At 71.9% G+C, this 20,385-nt stretch carries 21 protein-coding genes; 8 read left to right on the top strand and 13 right to left on the bottom strand.

All coding sequences use genetic code 11. The annotated features are described in order from the left end of the window. The 5 genes from AB0H81_RS18495 to AB0H81_RS18515 all read left to right on the top strand — a co-directional run. Positions 1-916 (top strand): sugar ABC transporter permease (locus tag AB0H81_RS18495; RefSeq protein ID WP_358375806.1); only part of this gene is annotated, 916 nt, incomplete at its 5' end. After that, positions 909-1,724, top strand: a complete 816-nt coding sequence (locus AB0H81_RS18500; RefSeq protein ID WP_358375808.1) for a carbohydrate ABC transporter permease — start codon at positions 909-911, stop codon at positions 1,722-1,724. The genes AB0H81_RS18495 and AB0H81_RS18500, both read left to right, overlap by 8 nt. Before the next feature lie 28 nt (positions 1,725-1,752). Beyond that, positions 1,753-2,931, top strand: coding sequence for a Gfo/Idh/MocA family oxidoreductase (locus AB0H81_RS18505; RefSeq protein ID WP_358375810.1), 1,179 nt, complete (start codon positions 1,753-1,755; stop codon positions 2,929-2,931). Between the two features lie 74 nt (positions 2,932-3,005). After that, on the top strand, positions 3,006-3,593 hold the full coding sequence (locus AB0H81_RS18510; protein WP_358375811.1) for an RNA polymerase sigma factor: 588 nt from the start codon (positions 3,006-3,008) through the stop codon (positions 3,591-3,593). Continuing rightward, positions 3,590-4,195, top strand: coding sequence for a hypothetical protein (locus tag AB0H81_RS18515; RefSeq protein ID WP_358375813.1), 606 nt, complete (start codon positions 3,590-3,592; stop codon positions 4,193-4,195). The genes AB0H81_RS18510 and AB0H81_RS18515 overlap by 4 nt, the downstream gene beginning before the upstream one ends. Before the next feature lie 70 nt (positions 4,196-4,265). On the opposite strand, the gene AB0H81_RS18520 is transcribed toward AB0H81_RS18515, so the two are convergent. The 7 genes from AB0H81_RS18520 to AB0H81_RS18550 all read right to left on the bottom strand — a co-directional run bounded on the left by AB0H81_RS18520 (position 4,266) and on the right by AB0H81_RS18550 (position 10,934). Beyond that, complete coding sequence (locus AB0H81_RS18520; RefSeq protein WP_358375815.1) at positions 4,266-5,360, bottom strand: SPFH domain-containing protein; 1,095 nt, start codon at positions 5,358-5,360, stop codon at positions 4,266-4,268. Between the two features lie 2 nt (positions 5,361-5,362). Further along, positions 5,363-5,794: an NfeD family protein gene (locus AB0H81_RS18525; protein ID WP_358375817.1), complete on the bottom strand. Its 432-nt coding sequence runs from the start codon at positions 5,792-5,794 to the stop codon at positions 5,363-5,365. A gap of 73 nt (positions 5,795-5,867) precedes the next feature. After that, positions 5,868-7,049, bottom strand: a complete 1,182-nt coding sequence (locus AB0H81_RS18530) for an Ig-like domain-containing protein (RefSeq protein ID WP_358375818.1) — start codon at positions 7,047-7,049, stop codon at positions 5,868-5,870. Between the two features lie 70 nt (positions 7,050-7,119). Continuing rightward, positions 7,120-8,223, bottom strand: coding sequence for a fumarylacetoacetase (gene fahA / locus AB0H81_RS18535; protein WP_358375820.1), 1,104 nt, complete (start codon positions 8,221-8,223; stop codon positions 7,120-7,122). A gap of 56 nt (positions 8,224-8,279) precedes the next feature. Then, positions 8,280-9,056 (bottom strand): hypothetical protein, encoded by a 777-nt coding sequence (locus AB0H81_RS18540; RefSeq protein WP_358375822.1) that lies wholly within the window; start codon positions 9,054-9,056, stop codon positions 8,280-8,282. Then, positions 9,053-10,222: a homogentisate 1,2-dioxygenase domain-containing protein gene (locus tag AB0H81_RS18545; RefSeq protein ID WP_358375824.1), complete on the bottom strand. Its 1,170-nt coding sequence runs from the start codon at positions 10,220-10,222 to the stop codon at positions 9,053-9,055. Before AB0H81_RS18545 ends, AB0H81_RS18540 begins: the two co-directional genes overlap by 4 nt. A gap of 82 nt (positions 10,223-10,304) precedes the next feature. Then, positions 10,305-10,934, bottom strand: coding sequence for a helix-turn-helix domain-containing protein (locus tag AB0H81_RS18550; RefSeq protein ID WP_358375825.1), 630 nt, complete (start codon positions 10,932-10,934; stop codon positions 10,305-10,307). A 155-nt stretch (positions 10,935-11,089) separates the two neighbouring features. Here AB0H81_RS18550 and AB0H81_RS18555 point away from each other — a divergent pair, with 155 nt between their 5' ends. Then, positions 11,090-11,584: a hypothetical protein gene (locus AB0H81_RS18555; protein ID WP_358375827.1), complete on the top strand. Its 495-nt coding sequence runs from the start codon at positions 11,090-11,092 to the stop codon at positions 11,582-11,584. Positions 11,585-11,606: 22 nt separating this feature from the next. Here the strand turns inward: AB0H81_RS18555 and AB0H81_RS18560 are convergent, their stop codons facing one another. Beyond that, positions 11,607-12,863, bottom strand: coding sequence for an MFS transporter (locus AB0H81_RS18560; protein WP_358375829.1), 1,257 nt, complete (start codon positions 12,861-12,863; stop codon positions 11,607-11,609). Positions 12,864-13,057: 194 nt separating this feature from the next. Here AB0H81_RS18560 and AB0H81_RS18565 point away from each other — a divergent pair, with 194 nt between their 5' ends. After that, positions 13,058-14,356 carry a hypothetical protein gene (locus AB0H81_RS18565; RefSeq protein ID WP_358375830.1) on the top strand — a complete coding sequence of 433 codons (1,299 nt, stop codon included), beginning with the start codon at positions 13,058-13,060 and terminating at the stop codon, positions 14,354-14,356. A gap of 42 nt (positions 14,357-14,398) precedes the next feature. Here the strand turns inward: AB0H81_RS18565 and AB0H81_RS18570 are convergent, their stop codons facing one another. Beyond that, positions 14,399-14,599, bottom strand: coding sequence for an EF-hand domain-containing protein (locus AB0H81_RS18570; protein ID WP_358375832.1), 201 nt, complete (start codon positions 14,597-14,599; stop codon positions 14,399-14,401). A gap of 103 nt (positions 14,600-14,702) precedes the next feature. On the opposite strand from AB0H81_RS18570, the gene AB0H81_RS18575 reads away from it, so the two are divergent. Further along, positions 14,703-16,391, top strand: a complete 1,689-nt coding sequence (locus AB0H81_RS18575) for an alpha-amylase family protein (RefSeq protein ID WP_358375833.1) — start codon at positions 14,703-14,705, stop codon at positions 16,389-16,391. Between the two features lie 4 nt (positions 16,392-16,395). Here AB0H81_RS18575 and AB0H81_RS18580 read toward each other — a convergent pair whose 3' ends face one another. From AB0H81_RS18580 to AB0H81_RS18595, 4 genes are all read right to left on the bottom strand, one after another. Next, on the bottom strand, positions 16,396-17,136 hold the full coding sequence (locus AB0H81_RS18580; protein WP_358375834.1) for a cytochrome d ubiquinol oxidase subunit II: 741 nt from the start codon (positions 17,134-17,136) through the stop codon (positions 16,396-16,398). 10 nt (positions 17,137-17,146) lie between these two features. Then, positions 17,147-18,403 (bottom strand): cytochrome ubiquinol oxidase subunit I, encoded by a 1,257-nt coding sequence (locus AB0H81_RS18585; RefSeq protein WP_358375836.1) that lies wholly within the window; start codon positions 18,401-18,403, stop codon positions 17,147-17,149. Positions 18,404-18,527: 124 nt separating this feature from the next. After that, positions 18,528-19,196, bottom strand: a complete 669-nt coding sequence (locus AB0H81_RS18590) for a response regulator transcription factor (protein ID WP_358375838.1) — start codon at positions 19,194-19,196, stop codon at positions 18,528-18,530. A gap of 51 nt (positions 19,197-19,247) precedes the next feature. Then, positions 19,248-20,366: a sensor histidine kinase gene (locus AB0H81_RS18595; RefSeq protein WP_358375840.1), complete on the bottom strand. Its 1,119-nt coding sequence runs from the start codon at positions 20,364-20,366 to the stop codon at positions 19,248-19,250. Between the last annotated feature and the right edge of the window lie 19 nt (positions 20,367-20,385).

Consider the following 20,385-nt stretch of genomic DNA (forward strand, 5'->3'; position numbering starts at 1 on the left):
CGCCACCAGGGCGGCCGCCCGCCCCGCCACCCGCCGCCGGCTGCGCGACCGCGACTGGGTCTGGGGCTACGCGATGATCACGCCGCTCGTGCTCGGCCTCGCCGTCTTCTACCTGTGGCCGGTCGCGCAGTCGGTCTACTACAGCTTCACCGAGTGGACGCTGTTCGGCGACGCCACCTGGGTGGGCCTGCGCAACTACGAGCAGCTCCTCACCGACCCGGCCAACGCCAAGGCGCTGCGCAACACCTTCGTGTACGGCGGACTGAGCCTGCTCGGCATCCCGCTGTCCATCGCGGTGGCGGCCCTGCTCGGCACCCGGGGGCTGCGGCTCGTGTCGCTCTACCGCACCCTGTACTTCCTGCCCGTGGTGACCATGCCGGCGGCCGTCGCGATGATCTGGACCTGGCTCTACAACGGCGACTACGGCCTGGTCAACTACCTGCTCTCCCTCGTCGGCATCCACGGCACGTCCTGGATCGCCGAGCCGTCCACCGCCCTGTACGCGCTCGTCGCCGTGGGCATCTGGACGCAGATCGGCTACAACGCGGTCATCTTCATGGCCGGCCTCCAGTCGATCCCGGCCCACCTGTACGAGGCCGCCTCGATCGACGGGGCCGGGCGGGCCCGGCAGTTCTTCGGCATCACGCTGCCGCTGCTGTCGCCGAGCATCTTCTTCGTCTCCGTGCTCAGCGTGATCAACGGCCTGCAGATGTTCGACCTCGTCTATCTCATGCTGCGCCGCGGCAACCCCGCCCGGGAGGAGACGCAGACCGTCGTGTCGCTGTTCTTCTCCCGCGCCTTCGAGGAGGGCGCCAAGGGGTACGCGGCGGCCATGGCCGTGATCCTCATGCTGATCACGCTCGTGCTGACCGTCATCCAGTTCCGCGTGCAGAAGAGGTGGGTCCACTATGCGTAACGGCGGCCGTCTCTGGCCGGTCCACCTGGTGCTCGCCGTCGGCGCGGCGGCCATGGTGATGCCGTTCTTCTGGCAGGTGCTCACCTCGCTGAAGACGTTCACCGAGGCGACCAGGACGCCGCCGGTCTGGATCCCCTCGTTCGAGTGGGCCAACTTCGCCAAGGTCCTCGACGAGACGCCGTTCCTGCGGCAGCTCGGCAACACCGTGGTCATGACGACCGGGCGCACGCTGGCCCAGCTCCTGTTCTGCTCGCTGGCGGCCTACGCCTTCGCCCGGCTGCGCTTCCCCGGCCGCGACGTCATCTTCGTCGCCCTGCTGTCGGTGCTCATGGTGCCGGGCCAGCTCTTCCTCATCCCGCAGTACCAGATCGTCCAGGGCCTCGGCTGGCTCAACACCCTGCCCGGGCTGATCGCGCCCGGCATGTTCAGCGCGTTCGGCACGTTCATGATGCGGCAGTTCTTCATGACCCTTCCCGCCGAGGTGGAGGAGGCGGCCCGCCTGGACGGCGCCAACCCGCTGCGGATCTTCTGGAGCGTGATGCTGCCGCTGGCCAGGCCCGGACTGCTGGCGCTCGGCGTGCTGACCGTGCTGTGGTCGTGGAACGACCTCATGTGGCCGCTCATCGTCAACACCGACCCCGAGAGCATGCCGCTCTCGGCCGGCCTGTCGGCGCTCCAGGGCGAGCACATGACCGACTACCCGGTGCTCATGGCGGGATCGCTCATGGCCAGCGCGCCGATCATCGTACTGTTCGTCATCATGCAGAAGCAGCTCATCCAGGGCATCGCGTTCACCGGCTCCAAATAGCGTGCCGTACCCCCGAGAAAGGACCCACGTGGAAGACCTGCGGATCGGCGTCATCGGCCTCGGCCTGCGCGCCAGCCTCGCCCGCGCGGCGCACCGGCCCGGCGCGGGCGCGGCGGTCACCGCGCTCTGCGACACCGACCCGGCCGTGCTCAAGCACCAGGCCGGGGTGTTCGACGCCGCGTACGTGACCGAGGACCACCGCCGGCTGCTGGACCGCGACGACCTCGACGCCGTGATCCTGATGACGCCCGACGACACCCACGAGCGCATCGCGATCGACTGCCTGGAGGCGGGCAAGGCCGTCTACGTGGAGAAGCCGCTCGCGATCACCGTGGAGGGCTGCGACGCGATCCTGCGCGCCGCCCGCCGCACCGGCACCCGGCTGTACGTCGGGCACAACATGCGGCACATGGGCGTCGTACGGCTGATGCGCGAGGCCATCCGCCGCGGCGACATCGGCGAGCCGAAGACGGTGTGGGTGCGCCACTTCGTCTCGTACGGCGGCGACTACTACTTCAAGGACTGGCACGCCGACCGCACCCGCACCACCGGCCTGCTGCTGCAGAAGGCCGCCCACGACCTCGACGTCATCCACTGGCTGGCCGGCGGCTACACCACCCGGGTCAGCGCGTTCGGCGACCTCATGGTGTACGGCGACCTGCCGCGCCGCGAGCCCGGCACCTCGCGGCCCGAGGGGTGGCTGCGCGAGTACGACTGGCCGCCGACGGCCCGCCGCGACCTGCACCACGTCGTGGACGTCGAGGACGTGTCGGTGATGAACATGCGCCTGGACAACGGCGTCATCGCCGCCTACCAGCAGTGCCACTTCACCCCCGACTACGTGCGCAACTACACGGTCATCGGCACCGAGGGCCGGCTGGAGAACTTCGGCGACGGCCCCGGCGACACGGTCAAGGTGTGGAACACCGGCCCGACCGGCCACCGCGGCGACGCCGACATCGCCTACCGGGTGCCCGACGCGCAGGGCGGCCACGGTGGCGCGGACACCGGGATCATCACCGAGTTCCTGCGGTTCGTCCGGGAGGGCGGGGTCACGGACACCTCGCCGGTGGCGGCCCGGATGAGCGTGGCGGCGGGCTACCAGGCCACGATGTCACTGCGCGACGGAGGGACGCCGTACGACGTGCCCGCGCTGGACCCGGAGCTGGTCGCGTACTTCGAGGCGGGTCAGCAACGGGAGAGCTGAGCTTCGAGGCGGGGCAGACGCGGGAGAGCCGAGCGGGAACTCCCGGCCCGCCGCGGACAGTCCTGTGTGTGGACATGTCGTTACGTGCCGGAATACGTACCGGAGACCCGGCGGCCTTCGAGCAGCTCTTCGACGAGTGCTCGAAGGCCGTCTACAACCACGCCTACCGCCTGACCGGCGACTGGTCGGCGGCCGAGGACGTGATGGCGCTGACGTTCCTGGAGGCGTGGCGGTTACGCGCCCGGGTGGACCCCGAGGGCGGCTCGCTGCGGCCGTGGCTGCTCGGGATCGCCACGAACGTGGCCCGCAACACCCGCCGGGCCTCGCGCCGCCACGACGACGCGCTGGCCCGGCTGCCCAGGGGCGAGCCGGTGCCCGACTTCGCCGACGAGGTGGTGGGCCGCATCGACGACGCCGAGCGCCTGGCCGCCGTGCGGGAGGCGTTCGGAGGGCTGCGCCGCCACGAGCGCGACGTGTTCGCGCTGTGCGTGTGGGCGGGGCTCGACTACGCGGAGGCTGCCGAGGCGCTGGACATCCCGGTGGGCACCGTGCGGTCGCGGTTGTCGAGGGCTCGGCGGAAACTCGCGAGATTCGTGGAACCGCCGCCCGCGCCCCGACAGGTAGTAGGTGACCGAGGCCCCGCGAAGGAGGAGATCCGATGACCTGGAACGACGAACGCGATCTTCCCGAGGGCCGTCACCGGCTGCTCAAGGAGTTCGTGATGACCGAGATCGAGCACAAGGCCCAGAAGGCCCGCGCCCCGCGCCGCCGCCTGCTGCGCCCCGCTGTCCTGGCGCCCGTCCTGGGGCTCGCCGCCGCGGCGGCCGTGGCGCTCCCGCTGCTCGTGGGCGGCGGCGACCCGGCGTACGCCGTCACCGACAACCCGGACGGCACCGTCCGCATCCAGATCAACGAGGTCCGGGACGCCGACAAGCTGGAGGCCGACCTGCGGGCCAAGGGGATGAGCGTGGTGGTGGACTACGTCCCGAAGGGCAAGAAGTGCAGCCCGCAGCCGCGTGCCGCGCGCTTCCTGCCGGAGGAGGAGGCCCCGCTGTACGTCGTCCCCGACGGGAAGGACGACGGGCCGGGCTTCGTCATCGACCCCCGCGTCATCAAGGACGGCCAGACGGGCGTGCTGGAGTTCAGCGTGTTCGACGACCCGGACGACCCTGTGAGAGTGGCGGCCATCTGGGCCCGTGTCGCCGAGGGCGCCGTGGCCGACTGCACCCTCGTGGACACCACGGAGCCGCCGCTGTCGCACTGACCGGGGACACGGGTGTGCCCGCCGCCCACGGGGGTCGGCGGGCACGTGCCCCGTCACTGCTCCGGGTGGTTCAGTGCTCCTGGTGGTTGCGCTCGCCGGCCGGGGCGCGGTCGGCGTCGAGGTCGGGGAACGGGGCCGGCTCCGGGACGGCCTGCGTGAGCTGCCGCGGGCCGTTGGGGCTCTCGGCCTCCTGCGCGTCCGCCACCGCCTCGGCCGCCGCCTCCGCGGCCTTGGCCACCTCCTCGTCCATCTCCGCGCTCGGCGGCAGCTCCTCGCGGGTGGCCGCCGACTTGGGCAGGGCCTCGGTGAACGCCTTCGACACGCCCTGGAGCGCCGAGGTGACCTCGCTCGGGATGACCCAGAACGTGTTGCCCGAGCCCTGGGCGAGCTGCGGCAGCACCTGGAGGTACTGGTAGGCCAGCAGCTTCGGGTCGGGGTCGTTGCGGTGGACGGCCTGGAAGACCTGGTCGATGGCCCGCGACTGACCCTCGGCCTCCAGGATCGCGGCGGCGCGCTGGCCCTCGGCGCGCAGGATGCTGCTCTGCTTGTCGCCCTCGGCCGTCAGGATCTGCGACTGGCGCTGGCCCTCGGCGTTGAGGATCGCGGCGCGCTTGTCGCGCTCGGCCCGCATCTGCTTCTCCATCGCGTCCTTGATGGTCTTGGGCGGGTCGATCGCCTTGATCTCGACGCGGTTGACGCGGATGCCCCACTTGCCGGTGGCCTCGTCGAGGACGCCGCGGAGCTGGCTGTTGATCGTGTCGCGGGAGGTCAGCGTCTTCTCCAGGTCCATGGAGCCGACCACGTTGCGCAGCGTGGTGACGGTGAGCTGCTCGACCGCCTGGATGTAGTTGGCGATCTCGTAGGCCGCCGCCCGGGGGTCGGTGACCTGGAAGTAGAGCACGGTGTCGATCTCGACGACCAGGTTGTCCTCGGTGATGACCGGCTGCGGGCGGAACGACACCACCTGTTCACGCAGGTCGATCATGGGGTAGACGCGGTCGATGTACGGGATGACGAAGTTCAGGCCGGGCTTGAGAGTGCGGTGGTAGCGGCCGAGCCGTTCGACGTTGCGCGCCCGGGCCTGCGGGATGATGCGCACGGCCTTGAGCACGGTGAAAACCGCGAAGAGTATGACGAACAGGCCGGCCAGCAACAGCGGATCCATGCTCACTCCCTGGGATATACGAGGGCGGTGGCCCCTTCGATCTCGATGATGTCGACGGTCGCCCCTTCCGGGATCACCAGGGTCTCGTCGTAGGCGCGTGCCGACCATTCCTCCCCGCCGACGCGGATCCTGCCGTCGCGCCCGGTCACCTGGGTGACCGCGTAGGCGGGCTTGCCCACGAGCGCCTCCACGCCGAACCGTTGCAGCTGCGGCTGGCGGATGTGGCGTACGGCCATCGGGCGGACGACGAACAGCCCCGCGGTCGAGGACAGGGCGAAGACGAGCAACTGCAGAGGCACCGGCAATCCGATCGCGGCTCCGGCCGCCGTCAGCAGTGCCGCCACGCCCAGCAACCCGAGCGCCGCGGTGAGGGTGAAGATCTCGGCGACGCCGAGGACCACCGCGAGGATCACCCAGACGATCCATTCGTCCATGCTCCGGCCCTCCTATAAGGACAACGGGCCAGGGGCCGCCACCGGTTCCCCTTTTTCCTACGGTATCGCCGTTTCAGCGTTGCGACAGGGGTGTCGCGGCGGGGCCGTTGAGCGCGCTGCCGAGCAGCCATTCCTCCCAGGGCAGTTGCCAGAACCCCCAGCCGTTGTCCCATTCCAGCTCGCGGTCGGTGCCGGTGATCGTCACCGGGTCGCCGCGCCGTGAACTGGCGTAGAACCAGGCGGCCTGGTCGGGGCGGGCGTTGATGCAGCCGTGGCTCACGTTGGCCCGGCCCTGCGCCCACACGTTGTTCAGGGCGTGGACGTACTCGCCGCTGTCGGAGATGCGGACGGCGTGGTCGATGAGCTTGTCGTAGTAGCCGGGCTCGCCCTTCTCGCGGCCGGGGGAGACCATGCGCACGGGGTCGCCCTTGTCCATGGTGAGGTGGACGCCGCTGGTCGTGGTGTACTCGCGGGTGGTGCCCATGCCGGCGCTGATCGCCATGCGCCGCACGACCGCGCCGTCGCGGGTGACCACCATCTGGTGGGTACGGGCGTCGACGACGCTGGACTGGTCGCGGCCCACGGTGAACATGAACGTGCGGTCGGCCGTGCCGTACACGCCGGGAGCGGCCCGGACCCCGGACAGGTGGGCGGTGACCGTGACCCGCTGCCGGGGCGCCCAGTGGGTGCGGGTGCGGTAGACCGCCCGGGTGTCGCCGATCCACCGCCAGGCCCCCTCGACCGGCACCTCGGAGGTCACCTGGAGGGAACGCTCGACGGCGACCCGGTCGCGGACCGGGGTGTCGAAGTCGAGGATGATCGGCATGCCGACGCCCACGGTCTCGCCGGGCAGCGGCACGGCCGAGGCCACGCCGAACGCGTGGCCGGGCACGCGGGTGCGGAAGCGGCCCCTCGCGACGGCCGGCGGGCCGCCCGGGCCGGCCGCCCTGGCCGTCACGGTGTACTCGGCGCCGGGCTTGAGCGCCCAGTCGGAGCGCCAGACGGTGCCGGACGCGTCGAGCCGCCCCGGCACCGGAACCCCGGCGGCGTGGGCGCGCACCTCGCCCAGCCTGCCGCCGCGCGCCCGGACGACGAGGCCGCGGTCGGTGCGGGCCCGCTTGGTGTCGAACGCCGGCTTCACGCGTACGGCCGGCGCCGCGGGCGGCGGGGTGTCGGAGTTCCCCGAGCCGCACCCCGCGGTGAGCGGGGCGGTGAGGCAGAGGATGACCAGAGAGATGACCGCGGCGCGCCGCATCTGACTCCTGCTTTCCGGGACGGGACGTCCCAGGTTAGCGGGGAGTCACGACGAGAGCACGTCGAGTGACCTATCGGATGGTTCCCGACACCTCGCCCAAAGTGATGCCGCCGGCTGTGGCGCGCAGGGTCACGGTGTCGCCGTCCTCCAGGAACGTCCGGGTCTGGCCGTCGGCGAGTTTGAGCGGATCGGTCCCGTTCCAGGTGAGCTCGATGAGGGAGCCGCGCTCCTCGCGCCGCGGCCCGGAGATGGTGCCGCTGGCGAACAGGTCGCCGACGCGCAGGGACGCGCCGTTGGAGGTCATGTGGGCGAGCATCTGGTCCGGCGTCCAGTACATCGACGCGTACGGCGGGCGGGACACGACCTCCCCGTTGATCGCCACCTCGACGACGACGTCGAGGCCCCAGTCGGCCCGTCGCCGCAGGTGGTCGAGCGGTTCCGGGTCCTGCGGCGGGCCGGGGATCCGGGGCAGCGCGTCCAGCGGGGTGATCCACGGCGAGATCGACGTGGCGAACGACTTGCCGAGGAACGGCCCGAGCGGCACGTACTCCCACGCCTGGATGTCGCGCGCGCTCCAGTCGTTGAGCAGCGTCACCCCGAAGACGTGGTCCTCGAACGCGCCGGCCGGCGACCCCATCTCGGACGGCTTGCCGATCACGAACCCCAGCTCCGCCTCGATGTCGAGCTTGGCGCACGGCCCGAACACGCCGGCCTTGAGCTGCCCGTGCGGCCGGGTGACCGGGGTGCCCGAGACGACGACGGTGCCGGCGCGGCCGTGGTAGCCGACCGGCAGGTGCCGCCAGTTGGGCAGCAGCGGCTCGGCGTCGGGCCGGAAGATCCGGCCGATGTTGGAGGCGTGGTCGAGCGAGCAGTAGAAGTCGACGTAGTCGGCCACCTCGAACGGCAGGTGCAGCCGTACCTGCTCCAGCGGGACCAGGTGGGCCTCGGTGACGGCCATGTCGGTGGTCAGCTTCTCCTGGAGCAGCGTCCGGGTGGCCTGCCAGGCGCCCCGCCCGCGCGCCATGAACGCGTTGAGCGAGGGCGCCGCGAACACCTCGTCGTGCAGCGCGGCGGCCAGGTCGAGCACCCTGTCGCCGTAGCGCACCCCCACCCGCGGCGCCTGGCCCGGCCGGGAGAACACCCCGTAGGGCAGGTGGTCCACTCCCCAGCTCACACGTCCTCCTTGTTCGATCGGCATCGCGCCGCTCATCCTGCCCATCGGCCGGCGGCTCACTCGGGGATCAGGCCGAGCTCGCGCAGGTCGGCCAGCGGCGCCGCGGTGTTGCACGAGCCGTAGCTCACGAGCAGCTCGCGGGCGTGCTTGGCGGTCTCCGGCGACATCCCCTGGGCCAGCGCCACCAGCCGGGCGGCGTCGGTGGTGCGCAGCACCTGCGCGGGATCACGCCGCTCGACGGCCTCGCAGACGGCCAGCACCAGGTTGAGGAACCCGTGCCGGTCGGTGCCGAGCGCCGGGTCGAAGTGGCGTACGGCGTGGTGCAGCCCGGCCGTGGCCTTGAACGGGATGTCCTGCTCCGCGCACGACCGGATGAACGCGGCGAGGTGCTCGACCGGCGGGAAGGCGTCGGCGGTCGCGCCGCCGCAGCGCACCTTGAGCCCGACCCCCTCCGGCACGTCGCCGCCGACCCGGTGCGGCGGCACCTCGACGAACAGCCGCACGCCGCGCGGCAGCCGGCCGGCCAGCCGCTGGGCGAACGCGGCCACGGACGTGTCGGGCGGCAGGACCGCCTCCACGATGTCGACCGGCAGATCGTCGAACGGCGGCGGCTCGGGCGTGTGCAGGATCAGGCCGACGCGCCGGGGCGTGAAGTCCTCGCGGAGCAGCGCGTCGACCCGGCCGGCCGGGCACAGGAAGCGGTGGGTCAGCACCGGGTCGCCGAGCTCCTGGTCGCGTCGGTGGCGGGCCAGCGCCTCGGACATGTGCAGGGACGTCGGCGGGAACAGCCCCGCGTCGTCCACCAGGGCGGTGAAGAGGACGGCGGTGCTCATCGCGCCCACGTCCAGGCGTAGCCGGGATCCTCGCAGGCCAGCGCGCCCGGCCCGAGGTCGAGCGGGCGGAACGTGTCGACCATGACGGCCATCTCGCTGGTCGTCGTGACGCCGCGGGAGACCGCGTCGATGACCGCCTCGACCGCGCCGGGCTGCGGTCCGTGGGTGAAGCCGGCCGGGTGCAGCGACACCGAGCCGACGTCGATGCCGGAGCCCTTGCGGGCGGAGTAGTCGCCGCCGACGTAGAACATGAACTCGTCGGAGTCGACGTTGTGGTGGTTGTACGGGATCGGCACCGACTCGGGGTGGAAGTCCAGCGGGCGCGGGCAGAACGAGCAGACCACGAACCCCGGTCCCTCGAACGTCTGGTGGACCGGCGGCGGCGCGTGCGTCTTCTTCACGACCGGCTCGAAGTCCTCGATGTTGAAGGCGTACGGGTAGAGGCAGCCGTCCCAGCCCACCACGTCGAACGGGTGGTTGCGGTAGAAGAGCCGGGTGAGCCCGCCCCGGGTGCGGACGAGCACCGGCACCTCCTCGCCCTCGACGAGCAGCGGCTCGGCCGGGGCGCGCAGGTCGCGCTCGCAGTAGGGCGCGTGCTCCAGGAACTGGCCGTACTGCGACAGGTAGCGCTTGGGCGGCCTGATGTGCCCGGCGGCCTCGATGGCCAGCACGTTGACCCGGCCCTCGGGCACCCAGCGGTGGATCGTCCCGGTGGGCACGACCACGTAGTCGCCCTCGTGGGCGTCGATGACGCCGTACGTGGACTCGAACCGGACCCGGCCGCGCTGGACGTACACGCACTCGTCGCCCATGGAGTTGCGGTACAGCTCGCTCGGCTGGTCGGTGGTGGCGTACGACAACCGGACGTCGCCGTTGCCGGCCAGCACGACGCGGCCGGTCACCAGGTCGCCGGCGCTGGTGATGTCCTGGGTGCGGAAGTGCCGTGGGGAGAGCGGCAGGTTGGGCTCCAGGCGCGTGCCGGCCGCCTGGGAGACCGCCTCCGCCTTGACGATGGCCGTCGGCAGGTGGCGGTGGTAGAGCAGCGAGGAGTCGGAGGAGAAGCCCTCCTCGCCCATCAGCTCCTCGGCGTACAGGCCGCCGTCGGGCCTTCTGAACTGCACGTGGCGCTTGCGGGGAATCTCGCCCACGACGCGGTAGTACGGCATCCGCCCTCCCCGAGCTGGTGTCCGCTTATCGGACGACAGTGTCCTCTATACGTAATCACCGTCGTCCATCGCCCTGAAGATGTCAACCCAGGGCACCGGCCAGCTCGGCCGCCGCCTCGACCACGAACGGGCCCGCCGACTCCTCCAGCGGCCCGAACGTCACCACCCCCACCGACGCCTCCAGCCATGGCAGCCCGGTCACGGGGGCGGCGATGCCGCGGGCCCCCTCCTGCAACTGCCCCTCCGTCACCAAGTAGTCCGAACGGCCCTCGCGCAGCGCGAGGATCGCCTGCCCCGCCGCGCCCTTGGTGAGCGGATGGCGCGAGCCCTCCCGGTAGGCCACGTGCATGTGCGTCCACGACGGCTCCACCACGGCCACGGCCAGCCCGTCGTCACCCTCGGCCACCGTCAGGTGCGCGGTCGCGCCCACCCGCTCGGCCAGCCGCCGCAGCGCGGGCAGCGCCGCCGCGCGCAGCAGCGGCTGCACCGCCTGCGCCAGCACCAGCACCCCGAACCCGAGGTGCGCCCGCCCCTCGGCGTCGCGCCGCACGAAGCCCTCGCTCGACAGCGTGGTGAGCAGCCGGTAGACGACCGGGCGGCTGAGCTGCAGCTCGTGACTCAGCTCGGTGGGGGTGCGCCCGCCCTTGCCGTCGGCGAGCAGCCTCAGCAGGCGGAGCCCGCGCTCCAGCGTCTGGGCGGATTCAGCGGCCATGGGTCGATTATCGCCGTCCGGTTGTCGCCACCTGCCGTCACGCCACGTGAGGCCGGGAGGGGGTAGGGCGGGCCGTACCCGGGATTCGGGGGGCGGCGGGCCTGATCGGGACGGCAGATCGGCGCAGACTTCAGGAAACGCCCCAGGAGGATCCCATGAACCACTCGTCCACCCTCACCTCGCCGCCCGCGCCCCGGAACGGCCTGCCGAACCAGGCGCCGCCCGCCGTGGTCGCGGCCATGTCGCTGTGGCTCTTCGCCGTCGCGGCCGGCGCCTTCGAGGCCGTGCTGATCGTCTCCCGGGCCCTGTCGTCCGGTGCCGCGTTCGGCGAGCTGCTGCCCCAGATCGCCTTCCGGCTGGCAGTGTTCGCGGCGGCCGTGTTCCTCGCCCTGCGGCTGCGGCAGGGACGGAACTGGGCGCGGCTCACGCTGGCCGCCGGCCTCGGGATCTTCGGAACGCTGTCGCTGGTGATCGAGCCGGCGCGGTGGCTGCTGGACGGCGGCTCGATCGGGGAGGCGGTCGCCGCCTGGGCCCCGATGGACTTCCTCTTCGCGGGCAGCCGGATCCTGCACCTGCTGGCCGTGCTCGGGGCCGTGACGCTCATGTTCCAGCCCCGGGCCAACGCCTTCTTCCGCGGCCGGCCGGCCTGAGACGGACGGTCGGAGCCGGCGGTCAGCCCGGGACGCCCTCCGCGGCCGGCGCCGGGGCGGGGGCCCGCAGGTTGCGCACCCCGGGCGACAGCAGCGCCGCCAGCGTCGAGAGCACGACCAGCGCGCCGCAACCGAGCAGCGCCTCGCGGGTGCCGAGCAGCCCCGCCACCGGCCCGGCCAGCATCAGTCCGAGCGGGCCGAACATCAGCGACCCCAGCGCGTCGTACGAGCTGACCCGCGACAGCGCCTCCGCCGGGACCTCCCGCTGCATGGTGGTCTGCCAGAGCACGCCGAAGACGTCGAAGCAGACGCCCAGCGCGAACGAGCCGGCCACGATGGCCCACACCGGCGCCCCCAGCCCGAGCAGCAGGTACGGCGCGGCGGTCGGCAGGCACAGCAGCGTGGCGACCAGGATCGGGCGCGACGGCCGCAACCGCAGCGACACCAGCACCCCGGCGATCGTGCCGACCGCCTCGCCCGTCAGGAACGCCGACCAGGCCAGCGGCCCGCCCAGGCTCTCCTTGGCCAGCAACGGCCCGAGCACGCCGTGACCGGCCTGGATGGCCATCACCATGACGGAGAACTGCGCGACCACCACCCAGATCCACTGCCGGGAGCTGAACTCCCGCCAGCCGTCGCGCAGGTCGGCCAGCACCGAGTGGCGCGGGCCGGCGGGCCGCTCGGCGGGCGTCAGCCGCAGGGCCGCGATCAGCCCGCCGGCCACCGCGAACATCAGCCCGCTCACCGCCAGCGCCCACCCGCCGCCGAAGAGCACCACCGTGCCGCCGCCGAAGACCGCCCCGGCCACCCGGGAGACGTTGGCGCCCAGCCCGAGCAGGGCGTTGCCGGTCTGGAGCCGTTCGGCCGGCACCACCTCCGGGATGATGCCGGTCAGCGCGGGGAACAGCACCGCCATGGACACGCCGCTGAGCGCGGCGGCGCCGGCCAGCGCGGGCAGCGGGGTCCAGCCGGTGAGCATCATCACGGACAGGGCGAAGAACGCCAGCGCGTTGGCGAGCTCGCCGGCCATCATCACCAGGTGCCGGGGGAAGCGGTCCGCGATCACCCCGCCGGCCAGCATGAAGAGCACCATCGGCAGCGACTCGGCGGTGAGCACCACCGACAGCGTGGTCGCGTCGGCCCCGGGCAGGTCGAGGATGCCGAAGGCGAGGGCCACGGGGGCGAACGTGCTGCCGAGCACCGAGATGGTCCGCGCCGCCAGCAGCAGCGTGAACCGCCGGTCGCGGAGCAGGCTGAGATCTTGGAAATGTCCGCGCACGTGATGCCCCCTTTGACAAACGCGCCCATTCTGCCGGGTCGCCCGGGAGGCTGTCTCCTGGTTATTCGAGGTTGTCCGATGGATGCGGAATCGGTCAGAAAAGCGGTCAAGACCCCCTGATCTCATTGAACGTCGTTGATCATCCGGATATCGTGCTGAATGCCCGACGATCACCCCTCACGTAAGGCGCCTCGATGCGACGTCGACTGCGGCAGATCTTCGTCATAGGACTCGCCCTCTCCCTGCTCGGCATCGGTGTCCCGGCCTGGTCGGAGGACGATCCCCGGAGCTGCAACGACCTGATGTCCGGCGACACCCCCGCGTACGTCGTGTGCCACTGGATGGCCACGCCCGACGAGGCGCTGGACATCGCCCGGTGGTGGCTGGCCAACGACGGCGAGCGGATGGAGCAGACGGGCCCGCTCGACTCCGTCGGCGTCAACTGCGGCGACGCCGGCAACGTCTGCCAGCCGCCGGAGGACGACGGGGTGGGTGACGGCCAGGCCCACGACGGCGGCGAGCCGGACGTCGAGGGCGCCGAGGACGGCGGGACGCCCGAGTGCAAGGCCGGCGAGGAGTGCTTCGTCTCGCCGGAGGGCCTGTCGGCCGAGCAGATCTCCACGGCCATGGAGAGCACCACCGGCCAGGCGATCAAGACCGCGGTCGCGGCCGGCCTGCGGGTGTGGGTGGACGCCGAGCTGGCCGACGACTGGAAGGCCGGCAAGCTGGACGAGGCCGCCAAGCAGGTCGCCGCGCTGGCCGCGCAGCCGGGCGTGACCGGCATCCGCTTCACCCGTCAGCTCGGGACCGGGCAGACGTTCCAGAGCGCCGACGAGATGGACACCTTCGTCAACGAGGCGACGGCGCGGCTGCGCAAGCTCGCCCCGGGCCGCAAGCTCGCCGCGCACACGGCGGTGCCGCTGTTCGGCTGCGGCGCCGACGAGGCCTGCAAGACCGCGATGACCCAGAAGTACCCGCTGCTCGCCCCGGAGCGGATCGGCGCCTGGCTCGCCAAGGGCAAGATCGACCAGCTCGCCCTGGACGGCGCCCACCTCGGCACCGAGTACGCCACCTGGAAGATCGACGCCGCCGCGGCCCAGCGCAACCAGTGGGTGCAGGTCCGGGCCCGGGCGTGGGACGCGTACGCGCAGATCGCCAGCGAGGACGCCGGGCTGACCGCGGCCGGCGCGCCCCAGCTCTCCGGCGAGCAGGTCACCAAGGCCGTCACCGAGCACGTGGCGAGCCCGATCCAGGACGACGCGGCCGAGACCGTCACGCTGCCGAGCCGCTCCGAGAACGAGCAGGGCCAGGTCAGCCGCCTGTACGGCGAGAAGTGGTCGGCCAACGCCACCTGGGACCAGCTCAAGAAGCTCGCCGAGGTCCGCCCCCGCCTGGCCACCCTCTACGACCCGGCCAAGCCCGAGGTGGACGCCGCGACCGACCTGAAGGCCCTGGCCGAGGTCTTCGGCCAGGTGTACGTCTCCGCCGCCTGACGATCACGGCGCCGAGCGGGCCCTCTGGCCGGCGGTCCCGCGTCAGTCCTTGAGGAACGCGCCGAACTCCTCCAGGTCGATCAGCCCGTCACCGTCCTGGTCGAGCCGGGCCACGCCGGCCTGGGCCCGCTCCAGGCTGATCGGCTGCCCCAGGGCCTCCATCAGCCGGACCAGCTCCTCGGCCGAGATGCGGCCGTCCTTGTCGACGTCGATCAGGTCGAAGGTGATCGCGTGGTCGCTCATGGTGCCCTCCTGGGGGATCGTGTGGGTCAGACCTTAGTGGCGTTCTCCGCTTCCCCGGGAGGCGTCCGGCATTCCGGGCGATCCTCTGGGTAGCAGGCGGTCCATGCGACTGACGTACACCTCGGACCTGTGGTGGAAGAACGCCGTCATCTACTGCCTCGACGTGGAGACGTTCAAGGACGGCAACGGCGACGGCATCGGTGACTTCCGCGGGCTGACGCAGCAGATCGACTACCTGGCGGGGCTGGGGGTGACGTGCCTGTGGCTCATGCCGTTCTATCCCACCCCCAACAAGGACGACGGCTACGACATCACGGACTTCTACGCCATCGACCCCCGGCTCGGCACGCTCGGCGACTTCGTGGAGTTCATGCGGACCGCCCATGACCGGGGGCTGCGCGTCATCGCGGACCTGGTCGTCAACCACACCTCCGACCAGCACCCGTGGTTCAAGGAGGCGCGGAAGAGCAAGGACGCGCCGCGCCGCGACTGGTACGTCTGGTCCGACAAGCCGGAGCCGGACGACCCGAGCATGGTGGTCTTCCCCGACAAGGAGAACAGCATCTGGCAGTACGACAAGGGGTCGGGCCAGTACTACCTGCACAGCTTCTACAAGCACCAGCCGGATCTGAACGTGGCCAACCCCGAGGTCCGTGACGAGATCGCGCGCATCCTCGGCTTCTGGATGGAGCTCGGGCTGTCGGGCTTCCGGGTGGACGCGGTGCCGTTCCTCATCGAGAACGTCGAGCCCAAGCTGGCCGACCCGCACGACTTCCTCGCGGACCTGCGTGCCTTCATGACCCGGCGCCAGGGCGACTCGGTGCTGCTCGGCGAGGTCAACGTGCCCTACAAGGAGCTGATGGGCTACTTCGGCGAAGGGCTCGGCGACCAGGTCACCATGTGCTTCGACTTCATCGGCATGCAGAGCGCCTGGCTGGCGCTGGCCAGGGGCGAGGCCGAGCCGCTCGCCGCGGCGCTGAAGTCACGGCCCAAGCCGCCCAAGGACTGCCAGTGGGCGACGTTCCTCCGCAATCACGACGAGCTCACGCTGGACAAGCTCACCGACGAGGAGCGTCAGGAGATCTTCCAGGCGTTCGGCCCCGAGAAGGACATGCAGATCTTCGGCCGCGGGCTGCGCCGCCGGCTGCCCCCCATGCTCGGCGGCGACCTGCGGCGGATCAAGATGGCCTACAGCCTGCTCTTCTCGCTGCCGGGCACGCCGGTGCTGTTCTACGGAGAGGAGATCGGCATGGGGGAGAACCTCGACGCGGAGGGCCGGATGGCGGTGCGCACCCCCATGCAGTGGTCGGGTGAGGGCGGCTTCAGCATGGCCGAGCCCGTGCGGCGGATGCCGGACGGTCCCTTCGGGCCGGACCGGGTCAACGTGGCGAGCCAGAAGCGCGACACGGACTCGCTGCTGCGCTGGATCCAGCTCCTCATCGAGCGCTACCGGGAGTGCCCGGAGCTGGCGTGGGGCACCCACACGGTGCTCGACCCGGGCAGCCCGCACGTCCTGGCGCACCGCTGCGACGCCGACGGCGCTTCGGTGATCGCCCTGCACAACCTGGGCAGGACGGCCGAGGACGTGGAGCTGACGCTGGAGGGCCTGGCGAACTACCGGCTCACCGACCTGCTGGCGGACGGCGCCACCGAGGTCTCGGAGAAGGGGGTCGTGCGCCTGCCCCTCGGCCCGCACGGGTGCCGGTGGCTGCGCGCCTCGCCGCCCGAGGTGGCCCCGGAGGACGCCTCGGTGAAGTCGGACGCGTCCTTCACCCACCCGCGCCGCAGGTGAGCACTCACAGGTAGGACGGGCCGGTCACGCGGTGGCGGAAGGTCCACCAGACCCACGCCTGCGAGGCGACCAGCAGCGGTGTCACCGCGAGGATCACCGGTGTGAGCAGCGCCGCCGTGGGCCCGGCCGTCAGAGGCAGCCGCAGCCCGGCCAGCACCCCGATCCCGACGAGCGCGGCGGCGGTCAGGGCGTACGTGCGCGCCTCGCCGGAGCCGCCGGACAGCACGGCGGCCCGCTGCCGCAGCTCGCCGCGCAGCCGCAGCGCGGCGAAGGCCAGCCCGTGCGTGCCGAACACCACGGCCACCAGCAGCGCGGGCACCAGCGCGACCGGCCCGTGCAGGCCGAGCAGCACGTCGCTGAGCAGCACGCCCCAGCTCAGCGCCAGGCCCCAGCTCCCGGCGACGATCGCGCCGTCCCAGAAGCCCTGCCAGCGCACCCCGGGCAGCCGTCCCCGCAGCCACAGCCCCATGTCGCGCGCCACCCAGGACAGCAGCAGCGGCACCACCACCGCGACGTTGCCGCTCAGCAGCTCGCCCTCCAGTTCGGGGAAGAGCCCCGCGAGCACGCCCGCCGTGGACACCAGCCACACCTCGTTGCCGAGGAAGAACGGCGCGATCGCGGCGATCACCTCCCGCCGCTCGCCGCCGTCGCGGCCGAGGTACGGCAGCGTCATGCCGACGCCGATGTCGGCGCCGCCCAGGACGAGGTAGCCGAGCGCGAAGAAGGCCAGAACGAAGATCTCCATGACGGGCTCCTCAGAGGGACAGGGCGGGCTCGGTGGACGGGGCGTCGATCGGCCGGTCGCCCAGCGTCACCGCGCCGGGGCCGCGCCGGGCGGCCCTGGCCAGCAGCAGGTAGTTGGTCACGATCAGCACGGCGAACACGGTCACGAACGCGGTCAGCGAGACCCGCATCTGCGTCTCCGTGAGCGGCGACATCGCCTCCGCCGTGGTCAGCAGGCCGTACACCGCCCACGGCTGGCGGCCCATCTCGCGGAACACCCAGCCGCCCAGCATGGCCAGGAACGGCACCGGGATCATCAGGGTCAGCAGCCAGTGCCACACCCGCAGGCCCCGCACGGCGGGCCGGAAGAGCATGAGCACGGCGCTCAGCCCGGAGAAGAAGAACATCACCGCGAAGGCGATCATCATCGTCAGGCCGCCGGCGTGCACCCAGCCGGAGGGCGGCAGGTAGTCGCCGGGGCCGTGCGCGGCCACCATCTCGGCCTGCGCGGCGGCGATGCGCGCGGCGTCGCCGCTCCACACGGCGGCCTTCGTAGGCTGCAGCGTCTCGAAGCCGAGCCCACCGAGCGTGGCCGTGAACAGCGTCGCGGGCAGCGCCACGCCGACGCCGATCCGCAGCGACTTGCGGAACAGGTCCTGCTCGGCGGTGCGCCTGCGCAGGTGGTACGCGCTGACCCCGGCCATGAAGAAGCCGCCCGTGACCATGGCGCCGCCGAGCACGTGGAAGAACGCGACCTGGGCGGTGGGGTTGGCGACCATCGCGCCGAAGTCGGTCAGCCGCAGCACGCCGTCCGCGAGCTCGTAGCCGACCGGGTGCTGGAGGAAGCCGTTGGAGACGAGGATCCAGAAGGCCGAGGCGTACGCCGTGAGCGTCACGACCCAGATCGCCGCCAGGTGGGCCCACCGGTTCAGCTTGTTCCAGCCGAAGATCCACAGGCCCAGGAACGTGGACTCCAGGAAGAAGGCGACCAGCGTCTCGATCGCCAGCGAGGCGCCGAAGGTGTTGCCCGCGAACTCCGTCAGCCCGCTCCACGTCAGCCCGAGCTGGAACTCCATCACGAGGCCGGTGGCGATGCCCATCGCGTAGTTGATGATGTAGAGCTGGCCCCAGAACCTGGTCATCCGCAGGTGGACCGGGTTGCGGGTGAGCGTCGCCCAGGTCTGGACGACGGCCACCAGCGTCGCGAGGCCGAGCGTCAGCGCGACGAACAGGAAGTGCGCCCCGGCGGTGAGGGCGAACTGCAGGCGGGCGAGGTCCACGGTTTCCATGGCTCACGATCCTGCGGTGGCGGTGCCGTGCGCGGCGTCATGCCGGCGCGTGCACCTGGCGTACTCCTGCGGGTGGCAGGGGGGGCGCGGGACGTACGACCCGGGATGTACGCGTCCCGGAGGGTCAGGGCGTGAGCCAGCCCGGGGTGATCATGCCCGCCTCGTAGGCCGTCACCACGAGCTGGGCCCGGTCGCGCGCGTGCAGTTTGGTCATGATGCGGCTGACGTGCGTCTTGGCCGTGGCGGGGCTGAGCACGAGCCGGGCAGCGATCTCGTCGTTGGACAGGCCGGCCGCCACCAGCGCCATGACCTCGCGCTCGCGCTCGGTCAGGGCGTTGAGCTCCGGTCCCGGCTCGGGCCGCTTCACGCGACCGGCGAACTCGGCGATCAGCCGGCGGGTGATGGCCGGGGCGATCAGCGCGTCGCCGCGCGCGACGACCCGTACGGCGTGGATCAGCTCGGCCGGCTCGGTGTCCTTGACCAGGAAGCCGCTCGCGCCCGCCCGCAGCGCCCCGTACACGTAGTCGTCGAGGTCGAACGTGGTCAGGATGATCACCCTGACGCCGGCCAGGCGGGGGTCGGCGACGATGCGGCGGGTCGCCTCCAGGCCGTCGAGGCGGGGCATGCGGATGTCCATGAGCACCACGTCGGGGTGGTGCCGCCCGGCCTGCGCCACCGCCTCCTCGCCGTCGGGGGCCTCGGCGACCACGTCGAGGTCCTCCTCGTCGCTCAGGATGGACCGGAATCCGGCGCGCACGAGGGTCTGGTCGTCGGCGAGCAGTACGCGGATCATCGGACTCCGTTCGGGGTGGTGCCGTTCACAGGGGGTTCGTCGGGCCGGGGTTCAGCTCGGGAGGGGGAGGTCCGCGACGACGCGGAAGCCGCCCTCGGGGCGGGGGCCCGCCTCCAGGGTGCCTCCCAGCGCGGTGGCGCGCTCGCGCATGCCCTGCACGCCGAAGCCGCTGCCTTCGGTGTACGCCGCCCCGGGACCATCATCATCCACCCGAATCACGAGATGTCCGGACTTGTTGGTGATGGTGAGCGTGGCTTCGTTCGTCCCGGAGTGCCGGGAGACGTTCGTCAGCGCCTCCCGGACGATGCGCGTCGCCGCCAGGTCGATCTCCGTGGGCACGTCGCCGAGCGGGCCCGACACCTCGGTGCGCACCGACAGCCCCGTCGCGGCGACCAGCGCGTCCACCCGCGCCAGGCTGTCGGCCGGCACGGTCGGCGCCTCCTCGTCCACCTGCCGCAGCACGCCGAGCGTGGTCCGCAGCTCGCGCAGCGTCTCCTTGCTCGTCTCCTTGATCGTGCGCAGGGCCGCCTCGGCCTCCTCGGGCCGCTTCTTCAGCCCGTGCAGCGCGGCCGCGGCCTGCACATTGATCATGGAGACGTTGTGGCCGAGCACGTCGTGCAGCTCACGGGCGATGCGCAGCCGCTCCTCGCCGGCCCGCCTCCTCGCCTCCTCCTCCCTGCCGTGCTCGGCCTCCCGCGCGCGCCGCTCGGCCTCCTGCAGGTAGGCGCGTCGGTTGCGGGTGACGCCGCCGAACGCGATGCAGGCCACCACCCAGCCCATGATGGACAGGAACATGCTGTCGTCGATGTGCCGGATGTCCCCGCTCTCGCCGTAGCCGACGGCCAGCAGTGAGGCGGCGCCCACGGTACTGGCCGCGACCAGGTGCCCCCGGTCGGCGGCGGTGTAGAGCACGACGAACATGAGGACCAGCAGGGGGCCGTCGAGCCGGGCGAACGGGTAGTAGGCGACGACGGCCGCGGTCACGACGACCAGCGCCGCCACCGGGTGGCGCAGGCGCGTGAGCGTGGCGGCCCCGGCGACGAGGGGGAGGAGCAGGTCCAGCGCGTTCAGTCGCCCGTCCGGCCTGAACAGCGCCATGACCAGCGTGGCGCCGAGCACGACGGCGACCACGCCGACCGAGATGGCCGTGCCGGTCCGAGATTCGCGCATGGCCCCCATTGTTCACGGG

The sequence above is a fragment of the Nonomuraea sp. NPDC050691 genome (assembly GCF_040654455.1).
GTDB lineage: Bacteria > Actinomycetota > Actinomycetes > Streptosporangiales > Streptosporangiaceae > Nonomuraea.